Origin of the sequence: Azospirillum sp. TSH20, assembly GCF_003115935.1 — a bacterium.
Taxonomy (GTDB): domain Bacteria; phylum Pseudomonadota; class Alphaproteobacteria; order Azospirillales; family Azospirillaceae; genus Azospirillum.
Genome location: NZ_LGQU01000057.1, coordinates 68,437 through 87,805, shown reverse-complemented (window position 1 = coordinate 87,805; position 19,369 = coordinate 68,437). Strand labels below are relative to the sequence as shown.

General features: G+C 68.5%; 18 protein-coding genes. 8 read left to right on the top strand and 10 right to left on the bottom strand.

Annotated elements, in window-relative coordinates; genetic code table 11:
* Nucleotides 1–63: 63 nt before the first annotated feature.
* The 5 genes from TSH20_RS16945 to TSH20_RS16925 all read right to left on the bottom strand — a co-directional run bounded on the left by TSH20_RS16945 (nucleotide 64) and on the right by TSH20_RS16925 (nucleotide 5,189).
* Nucleotides 64–864 carry an ABC transporter permease gene (locus TSH20_RS16945; RefSeq protein WP_109049671.1) on the bottom strand — a complete coding sequence of 267 codons (801 nt, stop codon included), beginning with the start codon at nucleotides 862–864 and terminating at the stop codon, nucleotides 64–66.
* Nucleotides 861–1,799, bottom strand: coding sequence for an ABC transporter permease (locus tag TSH20_RS16940; protein ID WP_109075824.1), 939 nt, complete (start codon nucleotides 1,797–1,799; stop codon nucleotides 861–863). The genes TSH20_RS16945 and TSH20_RS16940 overlap by 4 nt, the downstream gene beginning before the upstream one ends.
* A complete protein-coding gene (locus tag TSH20_RS16935) occupies nucleotides 1,796–2,875 on the bottom strand; it encodes an ABC transporter ATP-binding protein (protein ID WP_247871706.1) in 1,080 nt (359 codons plus the stop codon). The genes TSH20_RS16940 and TSH20_RS16935 overlap by 4 nt, the downstream gene beginning before the upstream one ends.
* 39 nt (nucleotides 2,876–2,914) lie before the next feature.
* The gene (locus tag TSH20_RS16930) at nucleotides 2,915–3,964 is read right to left on the bottom strand and encodes an ABC transporter substrate-binding protein (protein WP_109075823.1); all 1,050 of its coding nucleotides are present in this window, start codon (nucleotides 3,962–3,964) and stop codon (nucleotides 2,915–2,917) included.
* 268 nt (nucleotides 3,965–4,232) lie between these two features.
* Nucleotides 4,233–5,189: a LysR substrate-binding domain-containing protein gene (locus tag TSH20_RS16925; protein ID WP_109075822.1), complete on the bottom strand. Its 957-nt coding sequence runs from the start codon at nucleotides 5,187–5,189 to the stop codon at nucleotides 4,233–4,235.
* A 485-nt stretch (nucleotides 5,190–5,674) separates the two neighbouring features.
* On the opposite strand from TSH20_RS16925, the gene TSH20_RS16915 reads away from it, so the two are divergent.
* Genes TSH20_RS16915 through TSH20_RS16885 form a run of 7 tightly spaced genes read left to right on the top strand, consistent with a single transcriptional unit; the run spans nucleotide 5,675 to nucleotide 11,243 of the window.
* On the top strand, nucleotides 5,675–6,808 hold the full coding sequence (locus TSH20_RS16915) for an FAD-dependent oxidoreductase (protein ID WP_109075820.1): 1,134 nt from the start codon (nucleotides 5,675–5,677) through the stop codon (nucleotides 6,806–6,808).
* Nucleotides 6,789–7,103 carry a (2Fe-2S)-binding protein gene (locus tag TSH20_RS16910; protein ID WP_109075819.1) on the top strand — a complete coding sequence of 105 codons (315 nt, stop codon included), beginning with the start codon at nucleotides 6,789–6,791 and terminating at the stop codon, nucleotides 7,101–7,103. Before TSH20_RS16915 ends, TSH20_RS16910 begins: the two co-directional genes overlap by 20 nt.
* Nucleotides 7,100–8,563, top strand: coding sequence for an NAD(P)/FAD-dependent oxidoreductase (locus tag TSH20_RS16905; protein ID WP_109075818.1), 1,464 nt, complete (start codon nucleotides 7,100–7,102; stop codon nucleotides 8,561–8,563). The genes TSH20_RS16910 and TSH20_RS16905 overlap by 4 nt, the downstream gene beginning before the upstream one ends.
* Before the next feature lie 14 nt (nucleotides 8,564–8,577).
* Nucleotides 8,578–9,705: an FAD-binding oxidoreductase gene (locus TSH20_RS16900; protein WP_109075817.1), complete on the top strand. Its 1,128-nt coding sequence runs from the start codon at nucleotides 8,578–8,580 to the stop codon at nucleotides 9,703–9,705.
* A gap of 18 nt (nucleotides 9,706–9,723) precedes the next feature.
* Nucleotides 9,724–10,071: a RidA family protein gene (locus TSH20_RS16895; RefSeq protein ID WP_109075816.1), complete on the top strand. Its 348-nt coding sequence runs from the start codon at nucleotides 9,724–9,726 to the stop codon at nucleotides 10,069–10,071.
* Between the two features lie 26 nt (nucleotides 10,072–10,097).
* The gene (locus TSH20_RS16890) at nucleotides 10,098–10,862 is read left to right on the top strand and encodes a transporter substrate-binding domain-containing protein (RefSeq protein WP_109075815.1); all 765 of its coding nucleotides are present in this window, start codon (nucleotides 10,098–10,100) and stop codon (nucleotides 10,860–10,862) included.
* Between the two features lie 33 nt (nucleotides 10,863–10,895).
* The gene (locus TSH20_RS16885; protein ID WP_109075814.1) at nucleotides 10,896–11,243 is read left to right on the top strand and encodes a RidA family protein; all 348 of its coding nucleotides are present in this window, start codon (nucleotides 10,896–10,898) and stop codon (nucleotides 11,241–11,243) included.
* Between the two features lie 177 nt (nucleotides 11,244–11,420).
* Here the strand turns inward: TSH20_RS16885 and TSH20_RS16875 are convergent, their stop codons facing one another.
* The 5 genes from TSH20_RS16875 to TSH20_RS16855 form a co-directional block, all read right to left on the bottom strand.
* Nucleotides 11,421–12,707, bottom strand: coding sequence for a four-carbon acid sugar kinase family protein (locus TSH20_RS16875; protein WP_109075813.1), 1,287 nt, complete (start codon nucleotides 12,705–12,707; stop codon nucleotides 11,421–11,423).
* A gap of 5 nt (nucleotides 12,708–12,712) precedes the next feature.
* Entirely contained in the window at nucleotides 12,713–13,993 is a 1,281-nt protein-coding gene (locus tag TSH20_RS16870; protein ID WP_109075812.1) for a ribulose-bisphosphate carboxylase large subunit family protein, read from the bottom strand.
* Between the two features lie 231 nt (nucleotides 13,994–14,224).
* Complete coding sequence (locus TSH20_RS16865; protein WP_109075811.1) at nucleotides 14,225–14,764, bottom strand: VOC family protein; 540 nt, start codon at nucleotides 14,762–14,764, stop codon at nucleotides 14,225–14,227.
* 45 nt (nucleotides 14,765–14,809) lie between these two features.
* Complete coding sequence (locus tag TSH20_RS16860) at nucleotides 14,810–16,708, bottom strand: TRAP transporter large permease subunit (protein WP_247871349.1); 1,899 nt, start codon at nucleotides 16,706–16,708, stop codon at nucleotides 14,810–14,812.
* Nucleotides 16,709–16,962: 254 nt separating this feature from the next.
* Nucleotides 16,963–17,991: a TRAP transporter substrate-binding protein gene (locus TSH20_RS16855; RefSeq protein WP_109075810.1), complete on the bottom strand. Its 1,029-nt coding sequence runs from the start codon at nucleotides 17,989–17,991 to the stop codon at nucleotides 16,963–16,965.
* Nucleotides 17,992–18,133: 142 nt separating this feature from the next.
* Here TSH20_RS16855 and TSH20_RS16850 point away from each other — a divergent pair, with 142 nt between their 5' ends.
* Nucleotides 18,134–19,222 carry a LacI family DNA-binding transcriptional regulator gene (locus tag TSH20_RS16850; protein WP_109075809.1) on the top strand — a complete coding sequence of 363 codons (1,089 nt, stop codon included), beginning with the start codon at nucleotides 18,134–18,136 and terminating at the stop codon, nucleotides 19,220–19,222.
* The last annotated feature ends 147 nt before the right edge of the window (nucleotides 19,223–19,369 follow it).

The following is a 19,369-nucleotide window of genomic DNA, read 5'->3' as shown; positions in this document are numbered from 1 at the left end:
GCCCCGCACGCGGACGTGCGGGGCGATCAGTCTGGGGAGGAAACTCGAAGAAGGATCGTCGTCTCAGTCGCGGCCCTTGCCGACCAGCAGCCGTTCCAGGCCATAGACGCGGTCGAGCACCAGCATGGCGGCCACGGTCAGGAAGATCAGCACCGCCGAGACCGCCGCGACCAGCGGGTCGATGTTGTCCTGGATGTAGAGGAACAGGCGGACGGGCAGGGTGGTGGTCTCCGGCGAGGCGATGAAGACCGTCATCGTCACCTCGTCGAAGCTGTTGATGAAGGCCAGCACCCAGCCGCTCGCCACGCCCGGCAGGATCAGCGGCAGCGTCACCCGGCGGAAGCAGGTCCAGGAGGAGGCGCCGAGCGACGCCGCCGCATTCTCCACCGCCCTATCCATGCCGGTCGAGGCCGCCAGGATCAGCCGCAGGGCAAACGGGAGGATGATGATGACATGGCTCAGCACCAGCCCGGCGAAGGTGCCGCCCAGCCCGATCATGGTGAAGAAGCGCAGGAAGGCGATGCCGAGGACGATGTGCGGCACCATCAGCGGCGACAGGAACAGCGCCTGGATCGCCTCGCGGCCGAAGAACTGGTGGCGCGCGATGGCCAGCGCCGCCGGCACCGCCACCAGGATCGCCAGGGTGGAGGACACCGCGCCCAGCAGCAAACTGTCCTTGAAGGCGCGGATGAACTCCGGATTGTCGCCGATGGCGCGGAACCAGCGCAGCGACAGCCCCTCGGTCGGCAGCGACAGATATCCCTGCGAGGTGAAGGCCACCGCGCAGACGATCAGGATCGGCGCCAGCAGGAAGCCCAGGAACAGGACGTGGAAGATCAGCGCGATCGGGCCGTTGCGGTTCATTCGAACACCTGTTTGTAGCGACGTTCGACCAGCCGGTTGCAGCCGACGATGATGACGATGTTGGCGATCAGCAGCAGCACCGCCACCGTGGCGCCCAACGGCCAGTTCAGCGTGTTCAGGAATTCGTCATAGGCGAGAGTCGCCGCCACCTTCAGCCGCCGCCCGCCGATGATCGCCGGGGTGGCAAAGGCGCTGGCCGCCAGCGCGAAGACGATGATCGACCCCGACAGGATGCCCGGCACGATCTGCGGCAGCACCACCCGGCGCATCACCGTCAGCGGCCCGGCGCCCAGCGACAGCGCCGCATTCTCCACCTGCGGGTCGAGCCGCTGGAGCGAGGCCCACACCGACAGCACCATGAAGGGCACCAGCACATGGGTCAGCGCGATGACGACGCCGGTTTCCGTATACATGAACTCGATCGGCGTCGCGATCAGCCCCAGCCCCATCAGCCCCTGGTTGACGAGGCCGGTGGAGCCGAACAGCAGCGCCCAGCCCAGCGTGCGCGACACCACCGAGATCAGCAGCGGCCCCAGCACGATCAGCAGGCAAAGCCCGCGCCACGGCGACTTCATCCGGCGCAGGATGTAGGCTTCCGGCGCACCGAACACCGCGCACAGCAGCGTCACCAATGCTGCGATGCGGAAGGTGCGCAGGAACACCTCGTGGAAATAGCTGTCGGCGATGATGTCGGCATAGTTGCCGAGCTGCCAGACATTCTCGATGCCGCCATAGAAGCTGAAGCTGTTCAGCGACAACAGGAAGGTCATCACCAGCGGCACCAGCAGCAGCACCGCGAACAGCGCCAGCCCCGGCGCGCTCAGCAGATAGGGTGCCCAGGGCCAGCGGCGCGGCCGGCGCGGCGGGGGAGCGTGAGCGGCCGGGTTGGCGCCATTCGCCTGCATTTGGGTATCGGTGGAGGCCGCCATGCTCATGCCGCCTCCCGATCGGCGGGCATCACCGCCATGTCGTCGGGCCGCCACCCGACCATCACCTGCTCGCGCTCGGCCGGCAGGGGAGAGCCGTCATGCTGGCGGATCACCATCAGGCGGCCGGCGGCGGTCTCGATCTCGAACAGCCATTGCGTGCCCTGGAAGACGCGGGCCAGCACGGTGCCGCCGAGCCCGCCGGCATCGACGAAGCCGACCTTCTCCGGCCGCACGGCCAGCGCCCCCGGGCCCACGGGCACCGGCTGCGACACCGGCCACACGCTGTCGGCCACCGTGATGACGGTGCCGCCGCCCGCGCCGCTGCCGACCATGCCCGGCAGCAGGTTGGTGCGGCCCAGGAAGTTGGCGACGAAGGCGTTGGCCGGCCGGTCGTAGGCCTCCTGCGGGGTGGCGACCTGCTGGATGCGGCCCTTGTTCATCACCACCACGCGGTCGGACAGCGCCATCGCCTCCGACTGGTCGTGGGTGACGAGGATCATGGTGGTGCCGACGGTGCGCTGGATGCGGCGCAGCTCGATCTGCATCTCCTCGCGCATCTTGGCGTCCAGGTTCGACAACGGCTCGTCCAGCAGCAGCAGGCTCGGCTTGATCACCAGCGCGCGCGCCAGCGCCACGCGCTGCTGCTGGCCGCCCGACATCCGTCGCGGGTGGCGGTCGCCATACTGCTCCAGCCCGACCAGCTTTAGCGCGTCCGCCACCATGCGGTCGCGGTCGGCCCGGTTGATCTTGCGCATCTCCAGCCCGAAGGCGACATTCTCCGCCGCGGTCATGTGCGGGAACAGGGCATAGCTCTGGAAGACGATGCCCAGCCCGCGCTCGTTCGGCTTCTTCGCCAGCAGGTCCTGGCCGTCCAGCGTCACCCGCCCGCCATCGGCGTCGAGGAAGCCGGCGATCATCTGCAAGGTGGTGGTCTTGCCGCAGCCCGACGGCCCCAGCAGTGAAATCAGCTCGCCCTTCTCCACCGTCAGCGAGACGTGATCGACCGCCGTCCAGTTTCCGAAGCGCTTGGTCAGTTGGTCGAGAACCAGATAAGCCATGCCGTCGTCTCCCTTGCCCTTCATCCCCCTCTCCCCGGGGGGAGAGGGGGATGCACCCTTACATCAGCGCTCGATCTCGCGGGTCCAGCGACGGTTCCACTGCTCGCGGTTCTTGTTGATGGTGTCCCAGTCCACCACCAGCAGCTTGCCGACCTGCTCCGGGCCATAGGGGATGCCGACCTGCTTCTCGGCAGGCAGCTCCACCGTCTTGTTGACCGGACCGAAGCCGGCATTGACCGCCAGCGCGGTCTGCGCCTCGACGCCCAGCATGTGCTGGATGAACTTCTGCGCCTCGGCCGCGTTCTTGCTGCCGGCGACCTGACAGGCGGCGGAGCCCAGCACGATGCCGCCTTCCTTCGGATAGACGAAGGTGGCGGGGAAACCGGTGTCGGCCAGCGCCTTGGCGCGGCCCGAACCCCAGACGGCGATGACGGCCTGGTTGCTCTGGAACAGCTCGGTCATCTTGCCCGGCGACGGCTCATAGGCGAGCACGTTCGGGTTGACCTTGTCCTTGAACTCCTTGAAGCCCGGCTCGATGTTGGTCTCGCCGCCGCCGTTCAGGCGCGCCATCATCACCAGCGCGTGCAGGCCGTAGCTGTTGTTGATCGGCGGAACCACCAGCTTCTTCTTGAAGCGCGGATCCTCGATGTCCTTCCACGAGGTCGGGGCCGGGATCTTGTTCTCGTCGAAATAGGCCTTGTTGTAGACGATGCCGGTGCCGACGGCGCCGAAGTTGATCGCCTTGCCCGACGGCATCTTCGCCAGATCATAGAGCTGGTCGTAGACCGGCGCCTTCTCCAGGTCGGCGCAGAAGTTCAGCGCCACCGCCTGATACATCGGGCCGTCGTCCAGGATGACGACGTCGATCTGCTGGTTGCCCTTCTGGGCCTGCAGCTTGGCGAGATTGTCGGTGGAGTTGCCGGCGACATACTCGACCTTCATCCCCGTCGCCTTCTCGAAGGCCGGGATGATGTCCTTGCGCATGGTCTGCTCGAAGGAGCCGCCATAGGCGGCGACATAGAGCGTCTTGTCCTGGGCCTCAGCCGTCTGGACCGCGGCCATGCCGCACCACAGGGCCGCCGTCGCCATCAACCCGCACATCACGGAGCGCATCGTCATTCTCCTCTAGAGCCTTGATCCCTGTTGGCAGGGTCCCTGTTCATCGGGCTCCCAGGTCATGGCCTGGGGGTTCGTCTGGGGCTGATCTTCGGACCGCATCGCGAACAGCGGTCCGGATCGCCGCCTTTACGTCCGTCACCTTGCCGGCCGCCCATTTTCGGGGCTGTTTTTCGTGAAGGTCCCGGCTCGGACATGGATCAAGGGTGATGGCGCAGTCACATAACCGTCAAATCGAATTCGCGCCATCATTCATCCGCTAATGTTATAATTCCGTGTTCCGAACGAGTTGAGCGCCGCTTTCGGTTCCATCGCCCGTTCCGATCAGGCTGTCGCGGAAGCGCGTGGCCTCCTCCATGAAGCCGTTGAGGAAGTCCTCGGCGATCATCGACAGCGGCACCTGGGCGGAGCGCAGGATGGCGATGTCGAAGCCGATGCGCGGTTCGAAGGCGCGGACGATCAGCCCGTGCGGGACATAATCCTGGGCGGTGAAGGGATCGACGACCGACACGCCATAGCCGGCCGCCACCATGGCGCAGGCGTTCATGGTCAATTGGGCTTCCACCCGCATCACCCGCGCCACGTCATGGTCGGCGAAGGCGGTGTCGATGCGGGAGCGCAGCAGGGCCGGCGGGGTGGTGGAAATGAAGCTTTCGCCTTCGAAATCCTTCGGCACCAGCACCTCCTTGGCGGCCAGCGGGTGGCCGGGGGGCAGGATGGCGACGGCCGGGATCCCGTGGATCTTCTCGGTCACCACCGCCGCGTGGTCGATGGGCGTATGGGCGAAGCCCAGCTCGCATTGTCCGGTCGCCACCCAATCCAGAATGGTGGGCGACGTGCTGCCGCGCAGCGCGATGTCCACCCGGGGCCGCTCGGCGAGGAAGCGCGCGACGTAGCGCGGCAGGAATCCCACCCCCAGCGCCGGCATCGCCGCCACCCGCAATGCCCCGCTACGCCGCGCTGTCAGGTCGCGCGCCGTCTGCTCGATCAGTTCCAGCCCGACGAAGGCGCGGTCCACCACCTGATACAGCGAGATCGCCTCGCTGGTCGGCGCGATGCGAGGGCCCCGCCGTTCGAACAGCGTCAGCTTCAGCGCATATTGCAGATCGCCGATCAGCCGGCTGACCGCAGGCTGGGAGATGTTCAGCAGCTCCGCCGCGGCGGTGATGCCGCCGGTCACCATCACGGCGCGGAAAGCCTCGATCTGGCGCGGATTGATCATGGTGTCGCTCCCGCTTCCCAAAGCAGGAACAATCCCCTCTCCCCCCCGGGGAGAGGGTTAGGGTGAGGGGGATGCACGGCGAGGATTCTTGGGAGCGCCACGCCGCGCATCCCCCTCACCCCGACCCTCTCCCCGGGGGGGAGAGGGAGCTCGCCCCTCACCGCGCCATAACATTCGGTCATGAAACACCCCTTCGATCTGATTTGACAGTTATAGGTTGGCTGCCGATGCTGTCGCAAGGATCGAGGAGCGGCGGTGGGTCGTCGGGCAGCATCCCGCGGCGCTTCGCCAAAGAAAACCCTGCAGTTCGCAATCCATCCATGTGTAACGCCGGCGGATCCGGCGAACCCACAAGGATATGCGCGGCATCGCCAAGTATTCGGCACTGTATGCGGGTGTCGGGCGCGGCGATGCGCGCCACACGATAACGGCGGCGGCCGGTGCGCACGGGAAACGGTGCGGCGCCGGCGGCGGGAGTGGAGACGATGACGCAGCCCACTCGGGGCGGAGAATACGACGTCGCCGTGATCGGCGGCGGGCTGGTCGGGTCGGCGCTGGCCTGGGGCCTCGCCCGGTCGGGCCAGACGGTGGCGATGCTGGACGAGGGCGACATCGCCGTCCGTCCGTCGCGCGGCAACTTCGCCCTGGTCTGGGTGCAGGGCAAGGGTCTCGGCATGGCGGAATATGCCGGCTGGACCAAGCAGTCCTCCGACGACTGGGGCGGCTTCGCCGACCTGCTGCGCGAGCAGACCGGTCTCGACGTCGCCTACCGGCGCCCCGGCGGCTTCATGCCGATGCTGTCGGAAGAGGATCTGCAGGCCCGCGCCAACACCATGATGCGGCTGCACAACCAGCCCGACATGATCCCTTACCCCTACGAGGTGATGGACCGCGAGACCCTGCGCAAGGAGCTGCCCTTCATCGGCCCCGACGTGGTCGGCGGCACCTATTGCCCGCTGGACGGCCACTGCAACTCGCTGCGGCTGCTGCGCACCCTGCACAAGGGCATCGGCCTGCTCGGCGTCGATTACCGTCCCAACCACCGGGTGGAGAGCATCGAGCATCGCGACGGCGGCTTCCGCATGACCACTGCAGGCGGCGAGGTCCGCGCCGGCAAGATCGTGCTGGCCGCCGGCCATGACAGCGCCCGGCTGGCGCCGATGGTCGGGCTGTCCGCTCCCGTCCGTCCCCAGCGCGGCCATGTCATCGTCACCGAGAAGACCGCGCCCTTCCTGCACCACCCCACCGTCTATGTCCGGCAGACCGACGAGGGCGGGGTGATGATCGGCGACAGCTTCGAGGAGGCCGGCTTCGACACCACGCTGCAGCCCGGCGTGTCGTCGGCCATCGCCCAGCGCGCCATCCGCTTCTTCCCGCTGTTGGGCAAGCTGAACGTGGTGCGCAGCTGGGCGGCCTTGCGCGTTCTGACGCCGGACGGCTTCCCGATCTACGAGGAGTCGACGACCGCCCCCGGCGCCTTCGTCGCCACCTGCCACAGCGGCGTGACCCTTGCCGCCAACCATGCGCTGACGCTGGCGCCGCTGATCGCGGCCGGCGGCCTCGGCGACCGCTTCAAGCCCTTCAGCGCCCGGAGGTTCCATGTTCCGCAGGCTGCCTGAGATCGAGACCGCCTCCCAGACCGCTGGGCAAACGGTTTCCTTCACCATCGACGGCCGTCCGGCCAACGCGCGGGCCGGCGACAGCGTCGCCGCCGCCCTGCTGGCGAATGGCGTCACCGTCTGCCGCAAGACGCCCGTCAGCGGTGCGGCGCGCGGTCCCTACTGCATGATGGGCGTCTGCTTCGACTGCCTCGTCACCATCGACGGCACCGGCAACCGCCAGGGCTGCCAAGTCCGGGTATCCCCCGGCATGGCGGTGGAAACCCAGAACGGCAAGCGCGAGGTGGAGCGGTGAGCCCCCCCAAATCCAATTTTGACTTCGACATCGCCGTCGTCGGCGCCGGCCCGGCCGGCCTCGCCGCCGCTGCGCTGGCCGCCTCCAAGGGCGCGTCGGTCGTCCTGCTTGACGAACAGGCGGAGCCCGGCGGCCAGATCTACCGCGCCGTCACCGAAACCCCGGTGCGCGACCGCAAGGTGCTCGGCCCCGACTATTGGCACGGCGCCGAACTGCTGGGTCCGCTGCGCGACAGCGGCGCCGTCCACTGGTCGGGCACCACGGTCTGGAGCGTCGCCCGCCCGCGCGAGGATGCTCCCGACGGGTCCCGTCCCATCCAGATCGGCCTGTCGCGCAACGGCGCGGCCTCCATGCTGACCGTGCGCCACGTCATCCTGGCGACCGGCGCCTTGGAGCGTCCCTTCCCGATTCCCGGCTGGACCCTGCCGGGCGTGCTGGGCGCTGGTGCGGCGCAGGTTCTGCTGAAGACCTCCGGCCTCGTGCCGTCGGGCGCCACGGTGATGGCGGGCAGCGGGCCGCTGCTCTGGCTGCTGGCCTGGCAGTATCTGCAGGCCGGCGCCCGCATCGACGCCATCCTCGACACCACGCCGAAACAGAACTGGCGCGCCGCCCTGCCGATGCTGCCGGGCTTCCTGCGCTCGCCCTATCTCGGCAAGGGCATGAAGCTGATGCTCGACGTGCGGCGCAAGCTGACCGTCATCGGCAACGTCACCGCGCTCCGCGCCGAAGGCGGCCTTGCCGGCGGGGGCACGTTGAAGAGCGTCGTCTACACCCGCAACGGCACGGAACACCGGTTGCCCGCCGACACGCTGCTGCTGCACCAGGGCGTCATCCCCAACCTGAACCTTGCCAACGCCACCGGCTGCGCCCAGCGTTGGGACGAGCAGCAGCGCTGCTGGCGCCCGACCACCGACGAGTGGGGCGCCACCTCGGTCGAGGGCGTGTCGCTGGCCGGCGACGGCGCCGGCATCGGCGGCGCCCGCGCGGCGGAGGAAGCCGGCCGCTTGGCTGCCCTCGACGCCCTGCACCGGCTGGGCCGCATCGGGCGGGAGCAGCGCGACCAGTCCGCCGCCCCCGTCCGTGCCGCGCTCGACCGCGCGCTGACCGGCCGCGCTTTCCTCGACACGCTCTACACCCCGGCGGAAGCCTTCCGCGTGCCGGCCGACGACACCATCGTCTGCCGTTGCGAGGAGATCACCGCCGGTGCGGTGCGCGAGGCGGTGCGGCTCGGCTGTTCCGGCCCCAATCAGGCCAAGAGCTTCCTGCGCTGCGGCATGGGGCCGTGCCAGGGCCGGCTCTGCGGCCCGACGGTGACCGAGGTCATCGCGGCGGAGCGCAACGTCTCCCCGGCGGAGGTCGGCTATTATCGCCTGCGCCCGCCGGTGAAGCCGATCACGCTGGCCGAACTGGCAGCATTGCCGAAGACCGACGCCGACATCGACGCCGTGTTCAAGCACTGACGCGGAGGCGCCCGATGACCGCAACTGCCTCCCCCAAACCCGACGTCATCGTCATCGGCGGCGGCCTGCACGGCTGCTCCGCCGCCCTGCACCTGTCGATGCGCGGCGTCCGCGTGCTGGTTCTGGAGAAGGACCATGTCGCCCGCCACGCCTCCGGCGTCAATGCGGGCGGCGTGCGCCAGCTCGGCCGCCATGTCGCCGAGGTGCCGCTGACCGTCGCCTCGATGGCGCTGTGGCACGGCATCCGCGATCTGGTGGACGACGATTGCGGCTTCGAAAGCCACGGCCAGATCAAGGTGGCGGAGACCGAGGCGGAGCTTGAGACGGTGCGCGCCCGCGTCGCCGAACTGGGCGCGCTGGGCTTCACCCACGAGGAGGTGATCGGGCAGGACGAACTGCGGTCGCTGGTGCCGGCCATCGCCGACCATTGCGTCGGCGCCCTGGTGTCGCGCGGCGACGGCGCGGCGATCCCCTTCCGCACCACCTTCGCCTTCCGCCGCAAGGCCATCGCTCTCGGCGCCCGCTTCCAAGAGGGTGGCACCGTGACGCGGCTGGCCCGCCAGGGCGGCCTGTGGACCGTCGAAACGGCGGACGGCAACCGCTTCGAGGCACCGGTGGTGGTCAACGCCGCCGGCGCCTGGGCCGACCGCATCGCCGCGCAGGTGGGCGAACCGGTGCCCTTGGAGGTCATCGCGCCGATGCTGATGATCACCGCCCGCGTCGCTCCCTTCATCAAGCCGGTGGTCGGCGCCACCGGCCGCACCCTGTCCTTCAAGCAGTTCCCCAACGGCACCGTTCTGATCGGCGGCGGCCTGCTCGGCCGGGCGGTGCGCGACGAGAACCGGACGGAGCTGGACTTCTCGCAGGTGTCGGTCAATGCCCGCACGGTGTGGGACCTGTTCCCGTGCATGCGCGGCGCCACCATCGTCCGCTCCTGGGCGGGAATCGAGGCGCGGATGCCGGACCAGATCCCGGTGATCGGCCCCAGCGGCACCGAGCCGGACCTCTACCATTCCTTCGGCTTCTCGGCGCACGGCTTCCAGCTCGGCCCCATCGTTGGGCGCATCACCGCCGACCTCATCACGGCCGGGTCCACCGACCTGCCCATCGCCCCCTTCCGCATCGGCCGCTTCGCCGCCTGACCTTTGGAGCATCATCCCGTGACGATCCAGCGCTTTCACCCGACCCCGCGGCTCTGCGACATGGTGATCCACAAGGACACCGTCTATCTCGCCGGCCAGATCGTCGACGATGGCTCCACCACGGTGGAGGCGCAGACCCGCGACGTGCTGCGCCAGATCGATGCCCTGCTGGCCGAGGCCGGCACGTCGAAGAGCAACATCCTGACCGCCACGGTCTATCTCGCCGACATCGCCACCTTCCCCCAGATGAACGCCGCCTGGGACGCCTGGGTCGACAAGGCCAACCCGCCGGCCCGCGCGACGGTGGAGGCCCGGCTGGCCGACCCGTCCATCCTGGTCGAAATCGTCGTCATCGCCGGGCGCTGACCCCTTCCCCCCTGCCGGAGCCTGCCATGAAGCGCCTCACCTCGGGCGTTGCCGCCCTCTTCTTGCTTGCGTCCGGCGGCATCGCCGCGGCGCAGGAGATCCGCATCGCCACCGAAGGCGCCTACCCGCCCTTCAACTTCACCCAGCCCGACGGCAAGGTGGCGGGGCTGGAGGTCGACCTCGCGCAGGCCCTGTGCGAGCGGATGAAGCGTCCCTGCACCGTCGTGGCCCAGGAATGGGACGGCATCATTCCGGGCCTGCTGGCGAAGAAGTACGACGCCATCATGGCGACGATGAACATCACGCCGGAGCGGGCGAAGGCCATCGGCTTCTCCACCCCCTACATGGTGGTGCCGGCCTATTTCGTAGCGCCGGCCAAATCGGCCATCGACGGCTCGCCGGCCAGCCTGCGCGGCAAGACCATCGGCGCCCAGGTCTCCACCACCCATTCCCGCTATGTCGAGAAGCATCTCGGCAGCGACGCGACGCTGAAGACCTACGACACCGCCTCGAACCTGCTGGCTGATCTGAAGGCCGGGCGGCTCGACGCCGCCATCACCACGGGCGCCACCGCGTCCGACTGGGTGAAGGGCGACGGCGGCAAGTCGGTCAAGCTGGTCGGCCAGCCGGTGATCGACGCCGATGTGTTCGGCCCCGGCATCGGCGTCGGCCTGCGCAAGGAGGACACAGGCTTGAAGCAGTCCTTCGACGAGGCGATCCGCGCGGTCGTCCAGGACGGCACGCTGGCCCGCATCGCCGCCCGCTACGTCGATTTCTCCATCACCCCCTGAGTTCTTTTTCAAAAAACCAAGGAGCAGTTCCCCGTGATCAAGCGCATCGAGAAGACCAAGATCATGCACCGCGTCGTCGTCAACAACGGCACCGCCTATCTCGGCGGCATCATCGCCGACGACGTCAGCGTCGGCATGGGCGGCCAGGTCACGCAGATCTGCGGCAAGCTCGACCAGGTTCTGGCGATGGCCGGCAGCGACAAGACCAAGCTGCTGTCCGCCCAGCTGTTCATCACCAACATGGGCCTGAAGGACGAGATGAACGACGCCTGGCTGTCCTGGCTGGACGGCAACGACCTCCCCGCCCGCGCCACCATCGGCGTCGCCGACCTCGGCAAGCCGGAAATCCTGATCGAAGTGGTCGTCACCGCCGCGGTGTGATCGGCGACTGAAGAAGGCTCCCTCTCCCGCCCCGGGAGAGGGAAGGGGCCCAAGCGAAGCTTGGGAAGGGTGAGGGGTAGCGCAAGGAACCATGGGCTTCCGGATTCTCGCCCCACCCCTCACCCTCCCCACGCCTGCGGCGTGGGTCCCCTCCCTCTCCCGGGGCGGGAGAGGGCCTTACCCCAGCAACCGTTCGAACAGATCCTCGCCGCCCATCTGCCCGCCCTTCAGCATCAGCTCCAGCCCATCGACCGCCGGATCGTCGGCATGGGTGCGGCTGACGGTGACGCCCGGCGCCAGCGTGCAGCCATAGGACAACCCCCAGCACCCCAGCGCCCGCACCGCGAGGCTGGACGTATCCCCGCCGGCAATCCCGACCCGGCGCAACCGCACGCTCCGCAGCACCGCCGCGACGAACTCCGCCGTCGCCGCCGCGACCCGCCCGGCCTGCGCGGTGTCCGCCGTTCTGGCTTCCGCCGGCGCGGTCCAGACCAGCGTATGGCGCCCGGCGCGCAATGACGCCGCCACCTCCCCCAACAACGCCTCCGCATAGCCGGCATCCGCACACAGCGCCGCCGCATCGGCCTGGATGCGCGTGTAGGACCCCGCCGCCTCCACCTGCCGCCGCGTCACCGGAGACAGGCTGCCCGCCATCAAAAACACCGGCAAGTCCGCCGCACCGAGCGGCACCTCTTCAGTCCGAGTACCAGAGCCAACCGCCCAATGCGCGACCAGCGCCTGCGCCACGCTGCTCGGCCCGACCGCCAGCAGCGGCTCGCCCTCGGCCCGCTCCCAGATCAGCCGCCCGATGACGGCAAGATCCTCACCGCGCGACACGTCCAGCAGCACCGCCGGCGCTCCCTCCGCCAGCCGCCCGTCCAGCGCGTCGCCGTCCATCCCGTAATCCGGGAAATGCAGCGCCGCCACCCCCTCCAGCCCTTGCGCCGCGAGGTGACGGCGCAAGTCCGCCTCCGCCATCGGCGTGACGGGATGGACGCTCATCGTCGGGTGGCGGTCGATTCGATGAACGGTCCCGCCGGTGCCCGCCGCGGCGAACAGGGTGCTGAACAGGCAGTATCGCCCGATGTTCGGCTGCCCGCCCACCACCGGCCGGAAGCGGTTCGGGAAATGCGGCGCCAGTGTCCGCACCGCCTCGCCGATGCTGCCGACACCGGGCGCGCTGTCGAAGGTGGAACAGCATTTGTAATGCATCACCGGCACGCCCAACGCCGCGAAGAAACGGCCGACCGGCTCCAGTTCCGCCCGCATCGCGTCCGGCGTCATGCTGCGCGCCGCCCCGGCGATGCCGACGGCGTCGAGCGGCCCGGCTTCCCCCAACCGTGCGACGCACGGCACGTCGAGGAACAGCAGCGCCCGCTGCCCGGCCTTCGCCAGGGCGGCCAGCGTGTCGGTCGCCCCGGTGAAGTCGTCGCCGTACCAGCCGAGCTTCGGTCCCGCCGCCATCGCGCTCAGCCCTTCTTCCCGAAGAAGTCGAGCGACCGCCGCAGCTCCGGCAGCTCCCTTGCCGCATCGTCGAGCGTCCGCCCGGCCCGCACGGCGTCCCAGGCCTGCCGGATGCTCAGCACGCCGGCCGCCGGCCCGTCGGGATGGGCCATGATGCCGCCGCCGGACATGAACATCAGGTCGGCAGTCCCCACCGCCTCCCAGGTGACCGGCACCGTCCCGGCCCACTGACCCGACGAGAAGGCCGGCATCACGGCGTCGGCGCCGTCCGCCGCATCCGCCGCCAGCGGCGCCAGACAGGCCCGCGCCCCGTCGATCACCTCCTCGTCCGGCTGGGCGAACTTGCCGTTCAGCCCGTGGACATGCATGTGGTCCACCCCCGCCAGCCGCCACAGCGCCTGATAAGCGTCGAAACCGATGCCCAGCAGCGGATGGCGCGACAGGGCGCCGAAGCCGTTGCGGTGGCCGTGCAGCACCAGCCCGCTGTGCCGGCGCAGCGTCTGCACCGCCGAATAGCCGCACCAGTTCAGGCTGACCATGATGCAGGACCCGCCCTCGCGCTCCACCAGATCGGCGTGGCGGCGCATGGCGTCGGTCTCGTCGGTGATGTTGAAGGCGACCATCACATGCTTGCCGGTGCGGTCCTGATGCCGGCGCACTCGCTCCATCACGGCGGGGATGCGCTGGGCCAGCGGCGCATGGGCCGGGTCGGCGCAGATCTCGTCGTCCTTGATGAAGTCCAGCCCGGCGGCGCACAGCGTGCCGGCCAACTCGCCGGTCTCCTCCGCCGACAGCCCGACATTCGGCTTGATGATGGAGCCGACCAGCGGCCCGTCCGCCACCCCGGTCAGCCGCCGGGTGCCGGCGACGCCGTGGCGCGGCAGGTCGAACTGCGCGCGGTAGGCCTGCGGGATCCGCAAGCTTTCCAGCCGCAGCCCCGTCACCTCGCCCAGGTCATAGAGGTTGCCGGCGACCGTCGCCGCCAGCGTCGGCAGATTGGCGCCGATGTTGGCGGTGGGGAAGGAGATGGTGACGCGCGCCCGCTGCCATGGGCCGGGATTGCGCTGGCGTTCCAGCCAGGTGTTGGGCAGGGCAGGGGCGTCGGCGACATCCAGCTTCTCAACGGATTCGACGATGGCGCGGGCACGGGCGCGCAGGTCGTCGGTCTCGCCATGGACGCGGGTGAAGGTGCCGCAGGACTGCTCCCCCGCCATCACTTCGGCCACCTTGGCCGGGGCGAGGGGGGTTTCGATCAGGTATGTGGCTTCGATGCGGTCGGCGTGCATGGGCGTGGCCTTGCGATGGCGGGAAGTGCTGGTGGGGGTTGCCCCCACCCCAACCCTCCCCCGCTCTCAGCGGACCTACGGTCCGCCTGCCGCGTCAGCACAAAGCATAGCTTTGTGCGAGAGCTGGGCGGGGGAGGGAGCAAGTGCTTAGACGGGAGAGCTGCGGCAGTCCCTCCCCCGCCCAGCGGGGGAGGTTAGGTGGGGGTCTAACTTCCCCTCAAAAATCGCCCCTCACAACTTGCTCAAATCCGGAAACGGCCGCACCGGATCGCTGCCGTCCCACCCCATCGACGCCTCGCGGATCAGGTCGAACATCTTGCCCTTCGGCCCCGCGACCTCCGACAGCTCGATCACCGTGCCGGGATGGTACTCGGTGTCGAAATAGATGAACCGCCCCTTCTCGCCGACCTCGCCGCTCATCACCGGCTTGAAGCCCTGGCCCAGCAGACGTTCCAGGTCGGCGTCGTAATCCTCGGTCCAGTAGGCGACATGCTGCAGCCCGGTGTTCCCCGCCTGCAGAAAGTCGCGATACATCGACGGCGCGTCGTTGCGGGTCTGGATCAGCTCCATCTGCAGCGGGCCGGAGTTGGCCAGCGCCACCGAATTGTGAACCTCGTAGGATTCGCCGCGGTAGGTGTAGTTCCGGATCGGAACCCGCTCGTTGTAGAACCAGGGACCGATGCCGAGCGTGCGGCTCCAATAGTCCATGGCGGCCTCGATGTCGCGCACGACGTAGCCAGCCTGACGGATCTGGCCGAAGAATCGGCTCATTGAAGGAACTCCGGATAAGAGGGGATTCGGGGAAGACCGGCGGCTTTAACGAGCCAGGAACCCGGTCGAAATCCAGGGAATGGCGGCGACGATCACCAGCCCGACCAGCAGCGCGCCGACATAGCCCCAGATGTGCTTCAGGCCGTCGTCGGGGTTGACCTTGCTGATGGCGCAGGCGCCGTAATAGCCGACGCCGAAGGGCGGGGCGAACAGGCCGATGCCCATGGCGAAGATGACGACCATCGCATAGTGCACCTCATGCACCCCCGCGGCGCGGGCGATGGGGAACAGCAGCGGTCCGAACAGCACGATGGCGGGGATGCCCTCCAACACGCTGCCCAGGATGATGAAGGCGACGATGGAGATGGCGAGGAAGCCGTAGGCACCGCCGGGAATGCCGGCCATGAAGCGCGCCAGATCGGACGAGAAGCCGGATTGCGTCAGGCCCCAGGCCATTGAGGTGGCGCAGCCGACGATGAAGATGATGGCCCCGGTCAGCGACGCCGTCTCGATCAGCATCGGCTTCAGCCGGCGCCAGTCGAACTGGCGGTAGATCAGCAGCCCGACGATGGTGGAATAGGCGATGCCGATGGTCGACACCTCGGTCGCCGTCGCGATGCCCTCGACCACAGCGGCGCGGATGACGAAGGGCAGCAGGATGGCGGGCAGCGCCACCATGGCGAGCCGTGCGATCTCACGGCCGGGGGTGCGCTCGACATGGCTCAGATCCTCACGGCGGTAGCGCCGCCAGACGACGAAGCACAGGCAGGCGCCCAGAACCACGCCCGGCAGCATGCCGCCGGTGAACAGCGCCGCGATCGACACGCCGGTGACCGAGCCGATGGTGATCAGCACGATGCTGGGCGGGATGGTCTCGGTCTGCGCGCCGGTCGCCGACAGCAGCGCCACCAGATCGCCGGCAGGCGCCCCGCGCTTCTTCATCTCCGGGAACAGCACCGGCGCGATGGCCGCCATGTCGGCGATCTTCGAGCCCGAGATGCCCGACACCAGATACATCGCGCCGATCAGCACATAGGACAGGCCGCCGCGCACATGCCCCAGCAGGCTGGCGAGGAACTGGATCATCGCGCGGGCCATGCCGGTCATCTCGATCAGCAGGCCGAGGAAGACGAACAGCGGCACCGCCAACAGGATCAGATGGCTCATCCCCTCATCCAGCCGGCCGACCATCACCAGCAACGGCGTGGAGGTGGTCAGCGCCAGATAGGCGAAGGTGGCGAGCGCGAAGGAAAAGGCGATCGGCACCCCGGCGAAGACGTTGGCCGCCACCAGCCCGACGAAGAAGATCAGCAGGTTCAGTTGCCCCAGCGGCTTCAGCACCGGCCCGGCGACCCATAAGCCGGCGACGATGGCCCCCGTCACCAGAACCGCCGCCAGCACGGTCAGCGGCCGGGCGACGCGCAGCAGCCGGAACAGCGCCGCGACCAGCATCAGCCCCAGCCCGACCGGCAGCGCCGCCGCCCGCCACGCGTTGGAAACCTCCATCGCCGGGGTGGTGATGAACTGCTCCTCCATCGCGTAATCGACGGCGTGATAGAGAATCAGCGCCAGGAAGGCGATGGGGGCGGTGATGGCGATGCATTCCAGCAGGCTGCGCACCTGCGGGCCGACGCGGCTGACCAGCCCGGTCATCCGCATATGCTCGCCCCGGCGCAGCGCCACCACCGCACCCAGCATCGACAGCCACAGGAACAGGATCGAGGCCAGCTCGTCCGACCACACCAGCGGGGTGTGGAACAGGTAGCGGGCGGTGACGCCGGCCAGCAGGACGACAATCTCGACCAGCACCAGAAGGCCCGCCACGGTCTCGACCCCGACGGACAGGCCGCGGTCGATCCGGCGCAGCAGCGAAGCGCCGCCGCCGGCGGCAACGCCGCCGGGAGCGTCCACGTAGCCGTGGACCGGTTCGGACATGTGGGACATGGCGGGGGGTTCCTTCATCGAAGAGGCCCTGAGCGTTTGTGAGTTTTGCCTCTCCCGGCCGTCATTCCCGCGAAGGCGCGAAGGCGCCAACTTACGGGATGCCGGCACCTCTTTCGGCGTCATCCCCGCGAAGGCGGGGATCCAGGCGTACCCATTGGTTCTGCTCGGGAAACACTGGATCCCCGTCTCCGCGGGGATGACGGCCGATAAGAGGCTCTGGAAACTCACGGTCTCTGATTTGAAAGGGTCGACGGTCAGGCGAGCTTGCCGACCGCCTCCTCCAGCAGGCCCCAGGCCTCGTCGCCGAAGCGGCCCTTCCATTCGCCGTAGAAGCCGCTGTCGCGCAGCTTGGCGCGGAAGCTGTCGGGTGCCGGCTGGTTGAAGGCCAGCCCCTTCGATTCCAGGTCGGCGCGGACCGACTGGTTCAGCGCCTTGATGTCGCCGCGCTGCGCCATGCCGGCGTCGTTGATCGCGTTGGCGACGATGGTCTGCATGTCCGGCGGCAGGCCCTTCCAGGCGCGGCCGTTGGCGATGAACCAGAAGCCGTCCCAGATGTGGTTCGACAGCGAGCAGTATTTCTGCACCTCGAACAGCTTGGCGACCTGGATGATCGGCAGCGGGTTTTCCTGCGCATCGACGATCCGGGTCTGCAGCGACGAATAGACCTCGCTGAACTGCAGGCTGGTCGGCGAGGCGCCCAGGCCCTTGAACATGGCGATGCTGAGCGGGCTGACCGGCACGCGGATCTTCAAGCCGTCCATGTCGGCGGCGGAATTGATCGGCTTGTCGCCGCTGGTCATCTGGCGGAAGCCGTTGTCCCACATCTTGTCGAAGGCATGGAGCCCGACCTTGGAGATGGCGTTGCGGACATGGGCGCCCAGCTTGCCGTCCATCGCCTTCCACACCTGATCATAGTCGGAGAAGGCGAAGCCGACCGCGTTGATCGCGGCGACCGGAACCAGCGTGGCGATCACCAGGGCCGACGGCGTGAAGAAGGTCAGGCCGCCGCTGCGCACCTGGGACAGCATGTCGGTGTCGCCGCCCAACTGGTTGTTCGGGAAGATCTTGACCTCGACCTTGCCGTTCGTCTCCTTGGCGATGCGATCCGCCGCCTGCTGGGCGCGGATGTTCAGCGGATGGCTCAGCGGCAGGTTGTTGCCGTATTTCAGCTCAAACTCGGCGGCGCGGGCGATGTGCGGCATGCCGATGACGGCACCGGCGGCCCCGATCGCCGGCGCGGTGGCGATGGCCTTCAGCATCGTGCGGCGGGTCAGACTGGTCATTTCAAACCTCCCATGGATTACCGGCCGACGTTGCTGTTTCCGGCCTTGCGTTTCTGATGTGATCTGATGTCAATTGATGATTGTTGGATGGACGGTATGTCCAGCACCGACAAGTGTCAAACGCCGAAATTGATGGTTTTTGATGGTTTCACTGAAGGACGATCCGGAAACCGGCACGGGTGCGCGCGGCCTGCCGCGGGTGGCCGACATCGCGCAGGCCGCGGGCGTGTCCACCGCCACGGTCGACCGCGTGCTGAACCACCGGCCGGGGGTGCGCGCCGCCACCGTGCAGCGCGTGCTGAAGGCGGCGGCGGAACTCGACTATCTGCCGGACTCCGAGCTTTATGCCGCGGCAGGGCAGAAGCCGATGCGGCTGTCCTTCCTGCTGCCCGCCGGCAACAACCGCTTCCTCACCGGTCTGGGGGAGATGATCCGGCGCGCCGACGCCACCCTCGCCCCGCATGGCGTCAAGGCGCAGGTGGAGTTCATCAAGAGCTTCAACCCGGAACTGCTGGCGCGCAGCCTGTTCCAGCACGGCCGCCGCGCCGACGGCGTCGCCTTCATGGCGCTGGAGCATCCGGCGGTGCGCGAGGCGGTGGACGCGCTGGCCGAGCGCAACGTGCCGAGCGTGACGCTGATCTCCGACATTTTGAACTGCCGGCGCGCCGGCTATGTCGGGCTGGACAACCGCGCGGCCGGCCGCACCGCCGGCTACCTGATCGCGCGCTTCCTGAAGCATCGCCCGGCCAAGGTGGCGATGATCGCCGGCAGCCTCAGCTACCGCGCGCATGAGGACCGCGAGATGGGCTTCCTCCACGTCCTGAAGGAAACCGCCCCCGACATCGAGGTGGTGGGCCTGCGCGAAGGCCATGACGACGAGGGGAAAAGCTACCGCCAGACCCGCATGCTGCTGGGCCTGCACCCCGACCTTGCCGGCGTCTACAACATCGGCGGCGGGGCGGAGGGGGTGGCCCGCGCGCTGAAGGAAACTCGGCGGGAGCGCGAAATGGTCTTCATCGGCCACGGCCTGACCACCGAGACGCGCGGCCTGCTGATCGACGGGGCGCTGGACGCGGTGATCACCCAGGATCCGCGCAACACCCTGTCGGCCTGCGTCGGCATCTTCACCAACCTGCGCGCCGGCCGTCCCGCCATGCAGGGGGTGGAAAGCCCGAGAGCGGAAGTGATCTTCCGCGAAAACCTGCCGAAAAACATGCTGCCGGATGAATAGAGGACGGAATTAACGCACTTTCCCGCCCCGGGGATAATTCCCTCTCCCCCCGGGGAGAGGGTTAGGGTGAGGGGGATGCACAGCGAGGATTTTCAAAGAAAACGGAGCGCCGGCATTGTCACCGGCGCTCCGCAATGCATCCCCCTC